Genomic DNA, 17020 nt, shown 5'->3' on the forward strand with positions numbered 1-17020 from the left:
GATCCCGATCCGATAGACTGGTCAACTGCCGTGTCGATGTGGAGGAGTGCCGCAGATGACAGTTGGACAGCCGGTGCCGCGCGTTCCCTGGCCGGGAACCGTGGAGCTCAACCCGATCGTCGCCACGGTCACGCCGTTCACCCGTGACCACGCCGTGGACACCGGAGCGCTGGGCGACTACCTCGGCTTTCTGCACCGGGCGGGCGTGCCCGCCATCCTCGTCAACGGCACCACCGGCGAGTTCGCGAATCTGACGATCGCCGAACGCAAGAAGGTCCTCGAGCAGGCCCGCGCACAGTGGCCGGGCCAGCTCGTCGCCCACATCGGCGCCACCGCGTACGGCGACGCGATGGACCTGCTCGACCACGCGCGGCAGCACGCCGACGCCGTCGCCGCCATCGCCCCCTATTTCTTCGCCGACCCGCCGGAAATCGGTGTCCGCGACTTCTTCGGCCGGTTGCTCGCCCGCACCGAACTGCCGATGCTGCTGTACAACTTTCCCCGCCACACCCAAACCCCGATCTCCCCCGAACTGCTCGGCGCGCTCGCCGCCGAGTACCCGATGCTGGTAGGCATCAAGGACTCGAGTGGCCGGCTCGACGTCACCCGGGCGTACACCGCGACCGGACTGGCGGTCTTCGCGGGCAATGACGGCGCCGCCGCGCGCATCGGCGAGCTCGGCGTGCACGGCATCGTCTCCGGTGGGGGCAATCCGGTGCCCGAGATCCCCGTTCGCATCGCCGCCGCGCTGCGCGCCGGCGACCGCGAGGCGGCAGCGCGCTGGCAAGCCGTGTTCGACGAATGTCGCGCCCTCCGCCACGAATCGGGTCTCTCCGACATCACCTTCGTCAAAGCCGCGCTCGCCGAACGCATTCCCGGCTTCCCTGCCGCCGTCCGCAGCCCGCTGCGCACCCCGGACGACACCGTGATCGCCGATATCCGCGCACACCTGCGCCACAAGATCCTGCCGCGCGTCCACGAGGGCACGCCGTGACGCGCATCGGGATCACCGGGCACGTCCATCTCACCGCGGCCACCGCCGAGCTGATCCGCGCCGCGCTGTTCGAACGGTTGCGCGCCTGCGACGACGAACTGGTCGGGGTGAGCTGCCTTGCGCCGGGCGCGGATTCGATCTTCGCCGATGTGGTGCTCGCTCTCGGCGGGCGGCTGAACGTCGTCCTGCCCGCGCAGCACTATCGCGACCGGGCCGTCCCGGCCGAACGCGTCGCGGTCTTCGACGACCTGCTCGCGCGGGCCGCGTCGGTGCGGGTGATGCCCTACGCCGAACCGTCGCCCGTCGCGTACCGCGCGGCGAACAACGCCGTCCTGACCGACATCACCCGGCTCGTCGCCGTGTGGGATGGCAGCGGCGGCGACACCGGCAGCACCGCCGACGCCGTCGACGCCGCGCGCCGGCGGCACATCCCGATCGACATCGTCTGGCCGACGGGGGCGCGGCGCGGCCCGGAGTAGAAAACTCTGGTCCCCAACGAATTTCGTTATCTGAGACAGTACGTCGCTGCTACCGTGTCCCCATGATCGTCACCCGAGCCGGTCGACGTCGTGCTGCGCGCTGAGGACTACCCGGGGCTGTTCCGGGCCGCCGATGACGCCGCGGTGTCGGGGGAGCGCTCCTTTCTCCGGACGTACGCGCTGCGTCTGTGGCTGGCGCTGTTCGCCGCCGCCTGCGCCGCGATCACGGTGCGCGTCGGCGCCGCACGCACCGATATCGCCGCGATAGCGACCGCGCTCGCGTTCGTCGGCATCCTGACCATCGACGTGAACCTGCTCCAGTCGCTTCCCGGCCGGACCTGGCACGAAGGCCGCGTCCTCGCGGAGTCGGTCAAAACCCTCACCTGGCGCTACGCGGTGTGCGGCGCGCCGTTCGACGGCACCCTCGCACCGGCCGAAGCGGACGCGCTGCTCATCGAACGCATCCGGCGGCTCCACCACGACCTTCCCGACATCGCCGTGCGGCCGACCACCTCCACCACGATCACCGACCGCATGCGTGAGCTGCGCAGGCTGCCGCACGCCGAGCGCCGTCAGGAATACATCTGCCATCGCATTCAAGAGCAGCAGCGCTGGTACGCGGACAAATCGGCGCATCACGATCGCCGCGGCGCCCGCCTGCGCACCGTCGCGCTCCTGCTCGAAATCGGAGGTGTGTCCGCGGCATTGGCCAAGGCGATCAACGTCATCGGCTTCGACCTCGCGGGCGTCATCGCCGCGGGCATCGCGGGCATCGCGGCATGGACCTCCGCGCGCCGCGACAACCGCACCGCCGCCGTCTACGCGTTCACGTCCAACGAGCTCGCCATCATCGCCGACACGCTGCGCGACATCGACGAAACCCGCTGGGCCACCGCAGTATCCGGTGCGGAGGAGACGATCAGCCGGGAGCACACGGTCTGGCGCGCGTTCCATACCGATTAGCGCCCCGACCGCCTCGGATCAGCGCCCGCGACGCTTGCTCTTCGCACCCGAGGAGCGCGCCGCGGATGCGCCTTTCGAACCCAACGATTTCCGTTGCGGCGCAGGCTTTTTCGCTGTCAAGCCTTTTGCCGGTTGCTCGGTGCGGGTCGACGGTGAGCGCGAACTCCGTTCGGAGCGACCACGCACCACACCGACGAACTCCTCTACCAGCTCCGTGGTCTCGGCCACGGGCCAGGCCAGGGCGATCTCGGTGTCGGGATGATCGGTGACGGTCCGGTACACCAGATCGCGGCGGGCGTGCAGGCGCGCGATGGAGTGCGGGACGATGGCGAGTCCGACACCGGCGGCGACCATTTCGAGGGTGACCGCCGCCGCGTCGAGATCCGAGGCGTCCTGCATGCGTTCGTCGGCCAGCTCCGCCGCGCCGACCTCGGAGAACAGCGAGATCGGGTGATCCTTGGGCACCACGACGACCGGCACCTCGCGGTACAGCGGAATCGCGCTGAGTCCTTCGCGGTCGATGGGCAGGCGTACGAAACACATGTCGACCCGGCCCTCCCCCAGCGCGGTCAGCTGGTCGGCGGCCGCGAGTGGAATCGTCTCCAGCCGGATCTCGGGAAACCGCTCACGCCAGATCCGTTCCCACTTCGACACCGTGACACCGGGCACGAAACCCACCCGCAGACCCCGCCGGGCCTCCTCGGGCTCCGGCCGAGCCGCGTCGGCCTCCGCGCGGGCGATGACCTCCCGCGCGGCGGTCAGCAGCTCGCGACCCTCGTCGGTGAGCTGGGTCGGCTGGGCGCCGGGGACGAACAGCTTGGCGCCGAGCTCGTCCTCCAGGTCGATGACCGTCCGGCTGAGCCGCTGACGCGCGATCCCGAGCGCTTTCGCCGCCCGCGCGAAATGCAGCTCCTCGGCCACCGCGACGAACCAGCGCAACCGCGCGACATCGATCGACTCCACCTGACTCATTCGACCAAGGGTATTGCACGGCGCACACGGGTCAGGACGGCCGCCGCGACGCCGAGGCTCGGACGGAAGCGTTCCGGCGGTCGACTAGGCTGTCCCGGTGAGCCCGGACAAGAAACCGCAGATGATGAAGCCGCTGACCGCGGCGGACAAGCTCGGCATCTACCTCCCCGCCGCGCCGGAGGAGTTCCGGAACTCGCCGATCTCCCGCGCCGACCTCGATCGGTTGCGCAACGATCCCCCTGCCTGGCTCACGGAGCTGCGCCGTACCGGGCCGTTCCCGCGCGACATCACCGCGCGCAAGCTCGGCGTCTCCAACAGCGGCCTGGCCCGCGGCGGCGTCTCCGACGCGCTGACCGCCGACGAGATCACCGCCCTGCTCGCCGACCCGCCCGAATGGCTGCTCCGCGAACGCGAGAACTACGAAGCCGTGCAGCGCGAGAACGAGCGCGTCAAGACGAAGGAAGCCGAACGCCGCGCCGCCACCAACCGCCCGGCCAAGAACCGATTTCGCGCTGACTGAATCCTGATCAAAGGTCACGGTCGCCGCGTGGGTCGCCTTGGGCCGAGATCTCGCCGCGATCGAAGCCGAACGGATTCGAGCAGGCAATCAGGACGGTCAGTCCAGGCCGAGATCGAGCTGATTCCAGCTGATCGTGACGTCGAGCGGGTCGGCGACATCGACCGCCACCAGATCGCCACGGGCCCGCAGGGACATGTTCTCCCGGACATAGGTGCCGTCGGCGGTGAGTCTCAGCATCTCGATCGATGACGCAGGCCCGTCGTCCTGAACCATGCGCACGATCCAGTAGTACGGGATGCTCAGTCGCGCGTACTCCGCACGTTTTTCCACCAGATCCGCCGTCACCGTATTCGGAGACACGACCTCGACAACCAGCAGGGTGTCCGACGCTGTCGGCTTGGTCTTCCACTTGCCCCGTGGCTCGTCGATACAGCGATACACGATGGCATCCGGCCGCTTGTAATGGAACGGAACCTCGGAGACCAGCATGTCGAGCTCACCGCTGGCCCGCAGACACGGCGCGTCACCGAGACGCTTGGACACCGCCTCGCGCAGCGCTGCCTTGATGTTGTGACTGATCGCAACATGATTCGGCGATGGGGATTCGCAATGCACGATCATGCCGTCACGGATTTCGAGAGCGCGGGCGATGTCCTCGGGCATGTCCAGGTACATGGCCATATCGACGATCGGGATCGTGGTACGCAGCCATGACCAGTCGACAGCCTCGCTCATGCCGCTAGCGTAGCGTCTCGACCGCGCGGCCTACGTAGGCCTCCGGCCTGTTCGGGCGCGGCTGATGGCTGCTCAGAGCGGGGCGTCGCGGACTTTGGCGGCGAGTCCGTCGTCCAGGCGCGTCGGGCCGTGGAAGGTGAACACCCAGCGGTCTCGGGACGGGTCGGAGAAGGTCGACAGGATGAGCGCGGACTCCCCGTAGGCGTCGCGGTAGGTGAAGCGCTCGTCGGTCCTGGTGCCCTCCGTGTTCGAGCCTCCGGACTTCGCCCGGGACTTGAAGGTTGTCACCGCGCGCCGTGCCGCGTCCGCACTCGGGTAGGCGTAGAAGTCGTACGCCAGCTTCGCGCCGCCCTCCAGCAGGCATTCCCAGCGCGCCTGCCAATGATCGAAAGCCGATTCGTCGCCCTTTTCGGCCTGCCAGTCCTTCCATTCGGACGCCGGACGGCAGGACGCGCCGTTGTAGCCCCGGCCGCTCTGGCGATTGTCGCTCGGCAGCATCAGCGGAAACGCCGCCGACAACGCCGCCAGATCTTTGTGCCCCTTCGAGCGACCGGTCACCTGGGACACCCAGGTCGAATCGTCGGTCCACACGAACGTCCCGCACCCGGCCAGCAGTGCGAACACGATGCCCAAGATCACCAGGAGCACCTTGGCGCTCGAGCCGCGCCGCGGCGGCGGAACGGGCGGACGATACGGAGCGGGTACAGCGCCGTAGCCGGGCGGATAACCCTGCCGCACACCGCCGTTCGCATAGTGCGGACCGGGCGGCGGTGCGGGCTGGGCGTAGCGCGGCGGGTGCGCCACGGGCATCGGGTTGGGCGCCGAGGCCTGCGGTCCCGCCACCGGATGCGGACGCGGCGTGGGTTGCGCGACGGCGTGCGGCGCGCTGGCCGGCACGCGCAACGCTTGCTGCACGGCGGCGGCGAAATCCGCGCAGGAGTCGAACCGATCCGCGGGCCGCTTGGCGAGCGCGCGATCGAGCACCGCGTCCAGCGCGGGCGGCAGGCCCGGCCGCACCGAGCTCAGCGGCGGAGGCGGCTGCTTGAGGTGTCCCTGGATCACCACGACGGCCTGCGGGGAATCGAACGGCACGGTGCCCGAGAGCAGCCAATACAGCGCGCAGGCCAGCGAGTACTGGTCGGTCCGGTGATCGAGCGTGGCGCCGGTGAGCTGTTCCGGCGAGGCGTAGGCGAGGGTGGCGGTGAAAGTGCCGGTCTGGGTGAGCTGCGTGGTGTCCTCGCGCGGGCGGGCGATGCCGAAATCGGTGAGCAGCACCCGCTCCTGCCCGGCCGAGCGGGACAGCAGGATGTTGGCGGGTTTCACGTCGCGGTGCAGCACGCCCATGCGGTGCGCGTAGTCCAGCGCGAGCGCGGTCTCGGCGACGATCTGGGCGGCCCGCTGCGGCGGCAGGGTGCGCGGGTCCACCGAGGACGCGTCCACGCCGTCGATGAACTGCATGGAGATCCACAGCTGCTCGTCCTCGATGCCCCGGTCGAAGACGGTCACGATGTTGGGATGATCCAGCTGCGCGACCAGATCGGCCTCCCGCTCGAACCGCGCGCGAATCTCACTGTCGGAGAACAGCTCCCGATTCAGCAGCTTGAGCGCGGTCTTGCGGGGCAGCCGTGGGTGCCCGGCGAGATACACCGCGCCCATGCCACCTCGGCCCAGCAGTCGTTCGATGGCATACCCGGCGAATACGTCACTTGGCTGCAGCAATGGCCCCCCTCGGGATTCAGTTCTCGGCGGCCAGCTGCCCGCAGGCGGCGGCGATCTCCTGGCCGCGGGTGTCACGGACGGTGCACGGCACGCCCTGGGCGTTGACCCTGCGGACGAACTCGCGCTCGACCGGCTTCGGGCTGGCGTCCCACTTGCTGCCCGGGGTCGGATTGAGCGGAATGACGTTGACGTGCACGCGCGAGCCGAGCGTCTTGTGCAGTTTCGCGCCGAGCATGTCGGCGCGCCACGGCTGGTCGTTGATGTCGCGGATGAGCGCGTACTCGATCGACACCCGGCGACCGGACTTGTCGGCGTAGTAGCGCGCCGCGTCCAGCACCTCGGCCACCGGCCAGCGGTTGTTCACCGGCACGAGCGTGTCGCGCAGCTCGTCGTCGGGAGTGTGCAGCGAGACCGCCAGCGTCACCGACAGCTCCTCGTCGGCCAGCTTGCGGATCGCGGGAGCAAGGCCGACGGTCGAGACCACGACATTGCGCTGCGAGATGCCGAGGCCGTCCGGCGCGGGCGAGGTGATGCGGCGCACCGCGGCGACCACTCGCTTGTAGTTGGCCAGCGGCTCGCCCATGCCCATGAAGACGATGTTGGACAACCTGCCCTCGCCGCCCGCCACCTCGCCGTCGCGCAGCGCGGCCGCGGCGGCGCGCACCTGGTCGACGATCTCGGCGGTGGACAGGTTGCGGTTGAGCCCGCCCTGGCCGGTCGCGCAGAACGGGCAGGCCATGCCGCAGCCCGCCTGGCTGGAGATGCACAGGGTGTTGCGGTCGGCGTAGCGCATGAGCACGCTCTCCAGCAGCGTGCCGTCGCCCGCCCGCCACAGCGTCTTGCGGGTCTGGCCGTCGTCGCAGGCCACGTGCTTGACCACGGAGAGCAGCGGCGGGAACAGCGCCGCGCCGACCTTCTCCCGCACCGGCGCGGGCAGATCCGTCATCTGCTCCGGATCGGCCTGCAACCGCCCGAAGTACTGCCGCGCGATCTGGTCGGCGCGGAACTTGGGCAGCCCGAGCTCCTCGACCGCGGCGCGCCGCCCCTCGGCATCGAGATCGGCGAGATGCCGGGGCGGCATGCCACGGCGCGGAGCATCGAAAACCAGGGGCAGGGAGGCGGTCATAGTTCTCCCAGTCTCTCATCCGTCCCCGGCTGCCGAATGGTCAGCCCGAAACAGTGCGCGAGGACACAGGGCCGATCGCCGCCGCGCACGGTGTGCGCGGGGCGACGATGCTCGCCGGTCCGATCCGCCCGCTCAGGACAGCCCGAGATCGCGCACGGCCTCTTCGATCAGATCGGAGATCGCGTGCGACTGCGAGGCGAGCGAGGCGTGGCTCGCGTCCAGTTCGATGGTCTTGCGCGGGTTCATGCACGCGGCCATCCTGCGCTCGTTGTCGGGGTTGATCATCCGGTCGGCGGTCGAGACCTGGTACCAGCTCGGCTTCGCCTTCCACGCGGGCGCGGTGACGGCGTCGCCGAAGGTCGAGGCCAGCGGCGCCTTCTGGGTCACGGCCATGACCAGCGCCTCCTCGTCGGACAGGTCCTGGGCGAGGCTCTCGTGGAACTTGTCCTGCCTGATCCACAGGTAGCCGTCGGAGTCCGGCGCGATGTTGTCGAAGGCCGCGGGCGGCAGTTCCTGGCTGATCTGCCCTGGGCTCTCCCCCGCGTCGGGTGCGAAGGCCGCCACCGGAAGGCGCCTGGTGATGCGGTCGGACCCAGAACAACGCTCGGCGGGCATGCGAGCCGTTCAGCCGCGTGTTCCAGCGCGAGTTCGGCGCGCCACCGCTGCGCTGGCGTCGGGCTGCGCGAGCACGGGAATGACGGAGCTCAGTGTTTGGCGGCGCGCCGCAGCTGAATGATGCGCATGCCCCCGACCAAGGCCATCACCAGCGCTCCGCAGATCACCGAGAGCAGCACCGCGACGCCGATCGGCAGGTGGAACTCCCAGAAGAACAGGCTCACCTGGATGGTCTCCAGGTTCTGGAGAATGAAGATGAGCAGCACGATCATGATCAGCGTGCCCACCACGAGCCCGACCCAGGCGTAGCCGGTCCGCGAGGAGATCGACGGCTTCTTGCCGGTCGTGGCGGGTTTGGTCGCCGGCGGCGGAGGGTGCCCCGGCGGAGGGGTGGCCGGGGCGGTCGGCTCGTCGCGCCGGCTCGCCTCGGGCTCGTGCTCGGCATTCGTGGACATGCCTCGATCATGGACGATCGCTATCACTGCCGCCGGGATTTGGCGGTATATCGCCCTCCGGTCAGAGCAGCGTGCTCAGCACCAGCCAGGAGACGAACGCGGAAGGCAGCATCGAATCGAGGCGGTCCATGATGCCGCCGTGCCCGGGCAGCAGCGTGCCCATGTCCTTGATGCCGAGTTCGCGCTTGATCTGCGATTCGATCAGGTCGCCGACGGTCGCGACCAGTACCAGTCCGACACCGAGCACCACACCGATCATCGAATTCGCTTGGAGCAGCAGGGTGACCGTCAGCAGACCGCCGATGACGCTGAACACCAGCGAGCCCCCGAAACCCTCCCAGGATTTCTTCGGGCTGATCGACGGCACCATCGGATGCTTGCCGAACAGCACACCCGCCACGTAGCCGCCCACGTCGGAGCAGACCACCAGGATCATGAAGGTCAGCACCCGCAGGTTGCCGTCGGGCTCCAGCAGCAGCAGCGTCGCGAAGGACGCGAGCAGCGGGATCCAGGCGAGGGCGAAGATCGCGATCGCCGTGTCGCGCAGGAAGTTTCGCGGCGCGGTCTGCAAACCGTGATCGAAGAGGCGCCACACCATGCAGGTCAGCGCGGTGGCCGCGAAGGCGCCCGCGACACCGCTCGCGCCCCACGGCCAGCCGAGCCAGAACACCGCCTGCCCGCCGACGATGAGCGGGATCCGCGGAACGAGCACGTCCGCCTCGCGCAGCCGCTTGGCCACCTCCCAGGTGGCCACGCCGACGCCGGTCGCGGCGACCGGGATGAACACCAGCGGCGCGAACAGCAGGATCGCGACGAGCGACAGTCCGAGCCCGAGGCCGACCGCGAGCGCGGCGGGCAGATTGCGTCCAGCACGCGACGTCGTGGCGGCGGGCGCGGGGACCACGGGCTCGGCGGGCACGGCATGGTCGGGGTGCGCGGTATGGAACTGGCCGACCGCGAAGTCACCCGCACGGCCCGGGGTCGCTTCGGCGGCGCCGCTCCCCGGCGTCGGCTCCTCGGCCGCACCCGTTGCGGCGGCATTGTCGGCCACGATTGTCCCGTCGCTCACTCGTTGTTCCTCGTCCCCCGCCCGTGCGGGCCCTCGGATCTCTCGTCAGACCTCGAGCAGTTCGGCTTCTTTGTGCTTGACCAGCTCGTCGATCTGGCTCACGTACTTGGCGGTGGTCTTGTCGAGCTCCTTCTCGGCGCGCCCGACCTCGTCCTCACCCGCCTCGCCATCCTTCTGGATGCGCGAGAGTTCGTCCATGGCCTTGCGCCGCACATTGCGGATCGCGACCTTGGCGTCCTCGCCTTTGGCCTTGGCCTGCTTGACCAGCTCACGGCGGCGTTCCTCGGTGAGCTGCGGGATGCTGATGCGGATGATGTCGCCGTTGTTGGTCGGGTTGACACCTAGGTCCGAGTTGCGGATCGCGGTCTCGATGGGACCGAGCTGAGCGGCCTCGTACGGCTTGATCACCACCATCCTCGGCTCGGGCACCGTGATGCTGGACATCTGGGTGACCGGGGTGGGCGATCCGTAGTAGTCCACGACGACCCGGGAGAACATGCCCGGATTCGCGCGTCCGGTCCGGATGGTCCCGAGATCGTCCTTCGCCACCGAGACCGCCTTCTCCATCTTCTCCTCGGCGTCGAAGAGCGCTTCTTCAATCACGACCGTTTCCTCCACAGCGTCGTCATCGTCATGATCCGCGGTTCGCGGGCTCAGGACCGAACCAATGTGCCGATCTTCTCACCGGCGACCGCGCGGGCGATATTGCCCTTCGTCAACAGATTGAACACCAGGATGGGCATCTGGTTGTCCATACACAGGCTGAAGGCCGTCGCGTCCGCGACCTTCAGGTCGCGCTCGATGACCTCTTTGTGCGTGATTTCGGTGTACATCGTCGCCGTCTCGTCGACCCGCGGATCCGCGGTGAAGACGCCGTCGACCGCCTTGGCCATCAGCACCACGTCGGCGCCGATCTCCAAGGCACGCTGGGCAGCAGTGGTGTCGGTGGAGAAATACGGCATGCCCATGCCCGCGCCGAAGATGACCACACGGCCCTTCTCCAAGTGGCGCTTGGCGCGCAGCGGCAGGTACGGCTCCGCGACCTGGCCCATCGTGATCGCGGTCTGCACCCGGGTGTCGATCCCCTGCTTCTGCAGAAAGTCTTGCAGCGCAAGGCTGTTCATCACGGTGCCGAGCATGCCCATGTAGTCCGAGCGGGCCCGCTCCATGCCGCGCTCCTCGAGCTCCGCGCCGCGGAAGAAGTTGCCGCCACCGATCACCACGGCGACCTGCACGCCGGTCGCGACGACCTCGGCGATCTGCTCGGCCACGGTCTGCACGACGTCGGGGTCGAGACCGACCTTGCCGCCGCCGAACATTTCGCCACCCAGTTTGAGAAGTACCCGGCGATATCCTGGGCGGTCGGTCCCCGGGTCCGTCATCGGTGCTCTTCTCCTTTGGTGATGGTGGTGTTCTCAGCATGCTGAGGCATCAGGGCACAGCGGATAAGTTTGCGATCCCGCAATACAAGGCGGTGCCTATCCTGCCTTATTCGGTTTCGGCGACCGCAGAAGACCCCCTCCGACACCACGCGGGGTCGGGAATCGGGGTGTCGCGTCGCCGCGCGCCCGCCGGACGCGGACAGCAGAAGGCCCCTCATCCGTCGCGATGACGGTTGAGGGGCCTTCACAGGCTGTCAGGCCTGGCCGACCTCGAACCGGGCGAACCGGCTCACGGTGACACCGGCCTCGTCCAGCAGAGCCTTGACGGTCTTCTTCGAGTCGGTGACCGACGCCTGCTCGAGCAGCACGACGTCCTTGAAGAAGCCGTTGACGCGGCCCTCGGTGATCTTCGGCAGCGCGGCTTCGGGCTTGCCCTCTTCGCGAGCGGTCTGCTCGGCGATGCGGCGCTCGTTCTCCACGAGGTCGGCCGGAACCTCGTCGCGGGTCACGTACTTGGCCTTCAGCGCGGCGATCTGCATGGCGGCGGCGCGGGCGGCCTCGGCCGCGGCATCGCCCTCACCCTGGTACTCGACCAGCACGCCGACGGCGGGCGGCAGGTCCGAGGAACGCTTGTGCAGGTAGGTCGCGACCGGGCCCTCGAAGGACACGGCGCGACGCAGCTCCAGCTTCTCGCCGATCTTCGCGGCGAGCTCCTGCACGGCCTGGTCGGCGGTCTTGCCGCCCAGGTCGACGGCCTTGAGCGCGTCCAGGTCGGCGGGGCGGGCCTTGGCGGCCGCCGCGACGATCTGATTGGCCAGACCCTGGAACTCGTCGTTCTTGGCGACGAAGTCGGTCTCGGAGTTGATCTCGATCAGCACGCCGTCCTGCGCGACGACCAGACCCTCGGCGGTGGCGCGCTCGGCGCGCTTGCCGACGTCCTTGGCGCCCTTGATACGCAGAACCTCGACAGCCTTGTCGAAGTCACCGTCGGTCTCTTCGAGGGCCTTCTTGCAGTCCATCATCCCGGAGCCGGTCAGCTCCCGGAGCCGCTTCACATCGGCAGCGGTGTAGTTCGCCATCGGTGGCGAGCCTCCTTTGGAGAAGTTCAGTTACTGGGCAGCGGTGATCACCATGGCACTCCTAGGTGATCACCGCTGAAACAGCGGATTACGAGCCTCAGGCCTCGGCCGGAGTCTCGGTGGAGGCCTCGGCGCCCGGCGCGGCCTGCGCCAGCAGCTCCTGCTCCCACTCGGCGAGCGGCTCGCCCGCGCCCGCTTCCGGCTTTTCGTCGCCGGAGGCCAGACCGGCCCGCGCCTGCACGCCCTCGGCCACCGCGGAGGCGACGACCTTGGTCAGCAGCGCGGCGGAGCGGATCGCGTCGTCGTTGCCCGGGATCGGGTAGTCGACCAGGTCGGGGTCGCAGTTGGTGTCCAGGATCGCGATGACCGGGATGTTCAGCTTGCGCGCCTCGCCGACGGCGATGTGCTCCTTGTTGGTGTCGACGACCCAGATGGCCGAGGGCACCTTCTGCATGTCGCGGATACCGCCGAGGGTCCGCTCCAGCTTGTTCATCTCACGCGTGAGCATGAGGATTTCCTTCTTGGTGCGACCCTCGAAGCCACCGGTCTGCTCCATGGCCTCGAGCTCCTTGAGGCGCTGCAGGCGCTTGTGCACGGTGGAGAAGTTGGTGAGCATGCCGCCCAGCCAACGCTGGTTCACGTAGGGCATCCCGACGCGCGTCGCCTCGGCCGCGATCGACTCCTGGGCCTGCTTCTTGGTGCCGACGAAGAGAACGGTGCCACCGTGGGCGACGGTCTCCTTGACGAACTCGTAGGCCTTGTCGATGTAGGTCAGCGTCTGCTGCAGGTCGATGATGTAGATGCCGTTGCGGTCGGTGAAGATGAACCGCTTCATCTTCGGGTTCCAGCGCCGGGTCTGGTGTCCGAAGTGTGCGCCGCTGTCGAGCAGCTGCTTCATGGTTACGACAGCCATGGCTCTCGTATCTCTCTTTCGTTGCCGGTTGACGCAGTGGGTCGGCGACCCGCTGCCCTGGCGCCTCCGAATCGTCGGACCCGGTCGGATCACCGATCGGGACCAGCCGACGATTCCCTGTTCCCAACTGCATTGCCGCGAACGAGCACTCTCGGAATTCGGGAGCTGAGGTTCGAACGGCGCCGTTGCGAACGAGCACGGGTGGCGCGCGAAGTCGGTCCGTGCCGGGCACAGACCGCTCGATCAGTCTACGACCAGGTGCGTCCCTGACCTAAATCAGCTGGTCACGACGTCGCGACCAGGCGAAACGGGCGATTTCCACAGGAGCCGATGTTGTCCCCACACGCCGGATCGGGGATCGTGCGCGCGGCCGGGACCGACGAAGGTCGAACCCATGCACCGACTTTCCCTCGCGATCACCGTGATTCTTCCCCTGATGTTCGTGCTGGCGCTGGCGGGCGCGCGCCCCGCGACGGCGCACGCGCGACCGGTCCCTGGCGCCGATCCGGGCTGTTCGGGATCGGCGTGCCTGCTGCTTCGAGCGCGGGAACTGCCGCTCCTCCGGCCCGCACCGATGCCGCTGCGCGTGCCGCACCCGCGGTTTCGGTCCGATCCCGACATGGCCTGTTCAGGGTCGGCATGCCCGCCGCATCGAGCGCGGGAACTGCCGCTCCTCCGGCCCGCACCGATGCCGCTGCGCGTGCCGCACCCGCGGTTTCGGTCCGATCCCGACATGGCCTGTTCAGGGTCGGCATGCCCGCCGCATCGAGCGCCGGATCTGCCGCTCCTCGAGCTCGCGCCGATGCCGCCGCGAGTGTCGGATACGCGGACGTCGATCGTGCCGGGCCGTCCGGTCCTCCCGAGCGGCTCGGCCCATCAGGCACGGTGGCAGCGGGCGTGAACCGGGCGTCGGCGGAGCCATGAAGGTGGCGCTGTTCAGGAGGAAAGCGGCGCTTTTCGCCGTTGCCGCGGCGCTGCTCGCACTCTCGACCGCGACGGCGGCGGCAGCGCCGAGCGGCGAGTTCGGGTGGCCGCTGCGGCCTCGGCCCTGGGTGGAGCGGCGGTTCGAACGGCCCGCGCAGGACTGGCTGCCCGGCCATCGCGGCGTCGATCTGGCCGGATCGCCCGGGCAAACGGTGCTGGCCGCGGGAGCGGGGATCGTGGTGTTCGCCGGGACGGTGGCGGGCAAACCGGTCGTGTCGATCGACCATCCCGGCGGCCTGCGGACGACGTACGAGCCGGTGGAAACGCGGGTCTCGGTCGGGGCGCGCGTCGCGCGAGGCACTCCGATCGGAACGTTGGAGAAGGGGCACCCGGAGTGCGCGGCTCCCGCCTGTCTGCACTGGGGTCTGCGCCGGGAGGCCGGGCGGCGCGGGCGGCCCGAATACCTCGATCCGCTCGGATTGCTGCACGTCGCACCGCTGCGCCTCGAGCCGGTGGGCCCCATCGCAGGAAAGGCCGGCGCGGTCGCGAACGACTGCCGATCGCGTCCCGGTGCGAGCGTTGCCACGATCGGTATCCCAACGCCGGGCGGCAGCGCGGGCGGTGCGACTCGGCGGGAGCGCACGCCGCGCGGGTCGGCTTCCGTGCCGCACGGAACCGGACGATGATCGAGAGATGGAGAATGCGCTCGACGGTCCCTGGTTCACGTATCGCGAGATCGGCGCCACCAGGGGCGAACTCCCGGAGGGCTACTACCACTTCCGGTTGCAGCGCCGCCTCGGCAACGGCAGAGAGCTGTTCGAGCGGGCGGGCGCGGAGATCCTCGCCTATCGGATGCAGAAGGGCGTCGGCATCTTCGATCGGGCGAGCACGCCGACCGCCGAACCGGGCACCCTGCTCACCGTGCGACTCGGGATCGGCCCGCTCGCCCTCGTGGCGCCCTGCCGCGTGGTGTACGTGCTCGACGAGGACGAGAACCGGCGCGGTTTCGCCTACGGCACGCTGCCCGGACACCCGGAGGTCGGCGAGGAACTGTTCTCGGTGGAGTACGACCCCGCCGACGACTCCGTCCACGGCGTCGTCACCGCCTTCTCCCAACCCGCGACCTGGTACACCGCACTGGGCGGCCCACTGGTTCGGCTCCTGCAACGCTTCTTCGCGGGCCGCTACCTCGCCACCCTGCCCACGAAGGCCTAAGCCCTGTCTCGAAGTTCGGCCGGATGCATCCGTGGATCGGATCGCCGCCTGGCAAGCGGAGGAGAAGAGCCGATACCGGGGTTGTCTCGGTGACGACGACAACGCGGCCAGGCGGCGATCTGGGCCGCGGAGGCGCCGGATGGGACTTGGAGACAGGGCCTGGACCCCCGGCCCGATCGAGCCGGGGGCCTAGAGGTTCAGACCGCGGCCGCGAGCGCCGACGCCAGCTGGGCCAGTCCCGAGCGGATGCGGGATTTGACGGCGGGGAGACCTACGCCGAGGCGCTCGGCGACCTGCGGGTAGGTGAGGTCGTGATAGTAGGCGAGCAGCAGCGATTCGCGCTGCAGTGGCGTCAGGGCAGCCAGTCCTGTTCGCACACAGCGGTATTCGTGGCGGCGCAGCACCTCGTCGGCGACGTTGTCGGCGGGTCGGCCGTAATCTCCTGCGGCCCAGGCCTGATCGCGATCGGTGGCGGCGCGTTCCCGGCGCACCCGGTCCACCGCCTGCCGGTGCGCCAGCGTGCACAACCAGGTCGTCACCGAGCCGCGACGCTCGTCGAAACCCGCTGCACTGCGCCAGACCTGGAGATAGACGTCGTGACAGGTCTCCTCGGCGTAGTCGTGATCGCGCACGATCGCGAGTACCCGTCCGAAGACGAGCGGGCGCGTTCGGGCATAGAGCAGTGCGTAGGCGTCGCGATCGCCGACGCCGATCCGGCGCACCAACTCGGCGTTGGTGACGGTGTCCGGAATCCGATGGTGGGTGGACGTGCGAGTAGACAGAGCTGGCGAAACCATGATGCCCCCGATGGCAGCGGACGCTGACGAATGGACCACCCGTCGAGGACACGGACGATGGCGTCTACCGCGGATTCCGGTCCGGGGGCATGGGTTTCGGATATCCGCCAGTGGCCAGACTACCGGTCGGTTCGGACTCGCGCTGCCGCTTCGGGCTCGGTCGGCAGGCCCGCGGGACCGGCGGCCGAGCCCGGCTCAGATTCGCAGACCGAGCTCGACGATGCCGCCCGCGACCGCGTGCACGCTCACCCGATGGCGCCGGGCGTGCGCCCGGATCAGCTCGTAGGCGGCCTGCGGCGTCGTGTTGCGCGCGTTGGCGAGCACGCCTTTCGCCTGCTCCACCAGTACCCGCGAGTCCAGCGCGTGCTGCAACTGTTCGGCCAGCCGCTGCTGAGCGCGCAGCCGTTCGGCGGTGAGAATGTGCCCGGCGGCCAGGCTCGCCAGCAGCGCGCCCACCGACAGTTCGGGTTCGGTCCACTGGCGCGGGTGGTAGGCGTACATGCCCAGCGCGCCCACCATCGTCACGCCGGACCGCATCGGGATCTCCGCCACGGCGCGAACACCGTGGCGCACCGCGACACTCGTGTATTCCGGCCAGGCCTCGTGTCGCTCGCGGACATCGGCGACGGCGACCGGTTCGCCGTGGCGCAATGCGTCGACCGCCGGTCCGCGTTCGCTGCTGCGCTGGCTGAGCGCGACGTCCGCCAGCGCCGCGGGTGTGGCGGTGACGACGCTGGAGTGTCCGCCAGCCACGAGCAGCACCGCGCAGCCCGCCAGGTCGAGTGCGTCGGTGGCGCTGTCGATCACCCGATGGAGCGGTTCGACTACGTCGCCGGGTTCGGGCAGGAGCCCGACGATCCCGGACAAGGCCGTGACCAGCTGCTCACTGTCAGACATACCGAACCACCCCTGTTGCCGGCGAACGTCGCGCGTCCACCTCGGAGATACCGCACCGCACCTGCCCAACACTCCATGGTATGGACGGCGGGCGACGCGCCGAAACACTCCACTGTCATGGCGATTCGGCGCACGACTCCGCAAGTGCGGTCGACACGAACGCTAT

17 protein-coding genes and 2 pseudogenes are annotated in these 17020 nt (G+C 69.1%); 6 read left to right on the plus strand and 13 right to left on the minus strand.

The window, feature by feature from the left end; genetic code table 11:
* The first annotated feature begins 55 nt into the window (after positions 1-55).
* The 3 genes from AC3ERS_RS19500 (at position 56) to AC3ERS_RS19510 (ending at position 2436) form a co-directional block, all read left to right on the plus strand.
* Complete coding sequence (locus AC3ERS_RS19500; protein WP_431969457.1) at positions 56-994, plus strand: dihydrodipicolinate synthase family protein; 939 nt, start codon at positions 56-58, stop codon at positions 992-994.
* Positions 991-1473, plus strand: coding sequence for a hypothetical protein (locus AC3ERS_RS19505; protein WP_431969458.1), 483 nt, complete (start codon positions 991-993; stop codon positions 1471-1473). The genes AC3ERS_RS19500 and AC3ERS_RS19505 overlap by 4 nt, the downstream gene beginning before the upstream one ends.
* A gap of 90 nt (positions 1474-1563) precedes the next feature.
* Positions 1564-2436 (plus strand): DUF4231 domain-containing protein, encoded by an 873-nt coding sequence (locus AC3ERS_RS19510; protein ID WP_431969459.1) that lies wholly within the window; start codon positions 1564-1566, stop codon positions 2434-2436.
* A gap of 18 nt (positions 2437-2454) precedes the next feature.
* Here the strand turns inward: AC3ERS_RS19510 and AC3ERS_RS19515 are convergent, their stop codons facing one another.
* Positions 2455-3408: a LysR family transcriptional regulator gene (locus AC3ERS_RS19515; RefSeq protein WP_431969460.1), complete on the minus strand. Its 954-nt coding sequence runs from the start codon at positions 3406-3408 to the stop codon at positions 2455-2457.
* 97 nt (positions 3409-3505) lie between these two features.
* Here AC3ERS_RS19515 and AC3ERS_RS19520 point away from each other — a divergent pair, with 97 nt between their 5' ends.
* Positions 3506-3928: a DUF5997 family protein gene (locus tag AC3ERS_RS19520; protein ID WP_431969461.1), complete on the plus strand. Its 423-nt coding sequence runs from the start codon at positions 3506-3508 to the stop codon at positions 3926-3928.
* A 96-nt stretch (positions 3929-4024) separates the two neighbouring features.
* Here the strand turns inward: AC3ERS_RS19520 and AC3ERS_RS19525 are convergent, their stop codons facing one another.
* From AC3ERS_RS19525 to rpsB, 10 genes and pseudogenes are all read right to left on the minus strand, one after another.
* A complete protein-coding gene (locus AC3ERS_RS19525) occupies positions 4025-4663 on the minus strand; it encodes a Uma2 family endonuclease (RefSeq protein WP_431969462.1) in 639 nt (212 codons plus the stop codon).
* A gap of 72 nt (positions 4664-4735) precedes the next feature.
* Entirely contained in the window at positions 4736-6382 is a 1647-nt protein-coding gene (locus AC3ERS_RS19530) for a serine/threonine-protein kinase (RefSeq protein WP_431969463.1), read from the minus strand.
* A gap of 16 nt (positions 6383-6398) precedes the next feature.
* Positions 6399-7508: a dual-specificity RNA methyltransferase RlmN gene (gene rlmN, locus AC3ERS_RS19535; RefSeq protein ID WP_431969464.1), complete on the minus strand. Its 1110-nt coding sequence runs from the start codon at positions 7506-7508 to the stop codon at positions 6399-6401.
* A 132-nt stretch (positions 7509-7640) separates the two neighbouring features.
* Positions 7641-8072 (minus strand): annotated as a pseudogene (locus tag AC3ERS_RS19540) (alpha/beta hydrolase); the annotation flags it as partial.
* A 140-nt stretch (positions 8073-8212) separates the two neighbouring features.
* Positions 8213-8578, minus strand: coding sequence for a LapA family protein (locus AC3ERS_RS19545; protein ID WP_431969465.1), 366 nt, complete (start codon positions 8576-8578; stop codon positions 8213-8215).
* Between the two features lie 61 nt (positions 8579-8639).
* Positions 8640-9497 carry a phosphatidate cytidylyltransferase gene (locus tag AC3ERS_RS19550; RefSeq protein ID WP_431969543.1) on the minus strand — a complete coding sequence of 286 codons (858 nt, stop codon included), beginning with the start codon at positions 9495-9497 and terminating at the stop codon, positions 8640-8642.
* A gap of 195 nt (positions 9498-9692) precedes the next feature.
* The gene (gene frr, locus AC3ERS_RS19555) at positions 9693-10250 is read right to left on the minus strand and encodes a ribosome recycling factor (protein WP_431969466.1); all 558 of its coding nucleotides are present in this window, start codon (positions 10248-10250) and stop codon (positions 9693-9695) included.
* Positions 10251-10300: 50 nt separating this feature from the next.
* Complete coding sequence (pyrH, locus tag AC3ERS_RS19560; RefSeq protein WP_357445914.1) at positions 10301-11029, minus strand: UMP kinase; 729 nt, start codon at positions 11027-11029, stop codon at positions 10301-10303.
* A gap of 254 nt (positions 11030-11283) precedes the next feature.
* Positions 11284-12108 carry a translation elongation factor Ts gene (tsf, locus tag AC3ERS_RS19565; protein WP_431969467.1) on the minus strand — a complete coding sequence of 275 codons (825 nt, stop codon included), beginning with the start codon at positions 12106-12108 and terminating at the stop codon, positions 11284-11286.
* Positions 12109-12205: 97 nt separating this feature from the next.
* Positions 12206-13021 carry a 30S ribosomal protein S2 gene (gene rpsB / locus AC3ERS_RS19570; RefSeq protein ID WP_357445920.1) on the minus strand — a complete coding sequence of 272 codons (816 nt, stop codon included), beginning with the start codon at positions 13019-13021 and terminating at the stop codon, positions 12206-12208.
* A 920-nt stretch (positions 13022-13941) separates the two neighbouring features.
* On the opposite strand from rpsB, the pseudogene AC3ERS_RS19575 reads away from it, so the two are divergent.
* Positions 13942-14463, plus strand: a pseudogene (locus AC3ERS_RS19575) (M23 family metallopeptidase); the annotation flags it as partial.
* 175 nt (positions 14464-14638) lie between these two features.
* Positions 14639-15160, plus strand: a complete 522-nt coding sequence (locus tag AC3ERS_RS19580) for a DUF1990 domain-containing protein (RefSeq protein ID WP_431969468.1) — start codon at positions 14639-14641, stop codon at positions 15158-15160.
* Between the two features lie 197 nt (positions 15161-15357).
* Here AC3ERS_RS19580 and AC3ERS_RS19585 read toward each other — a convergent pair whose 3' ends face one another.
* Both AC3ERS_RS19585 and AC3ERS_RS19590 read right to left on the minus strand, forming a co-directional pair.
* Positions 15358-15957 (minus strand): sigma-70 family RNA polymerase sigma factor, encoded by a 600-nt coding sequence (locus AC3ERS_RS19585; protein WP_431969469.1) that lies wholly within the window; start codon positions 15955-15957, stop codon positions 15358-15360.
* A gap of 195 nt (positions 15958-16152) precedes the next feature.
* On the minus strand, positions 16153-16854 hold the full coding sequence (locus AC3ERS_RS19590; RefSeq protein ID WP_431969470.1) for a GAF and ANTAR domain-containing protein: 702 nt from the start codon (positions 16852-16854) through the stop codon (positions 16153-16155).
* Positions 16855-17020 lie beyond the last annotated feature (166 nt).

This window comes from Nocardia sp. bgisy134 (assembly GCF_057708325.1).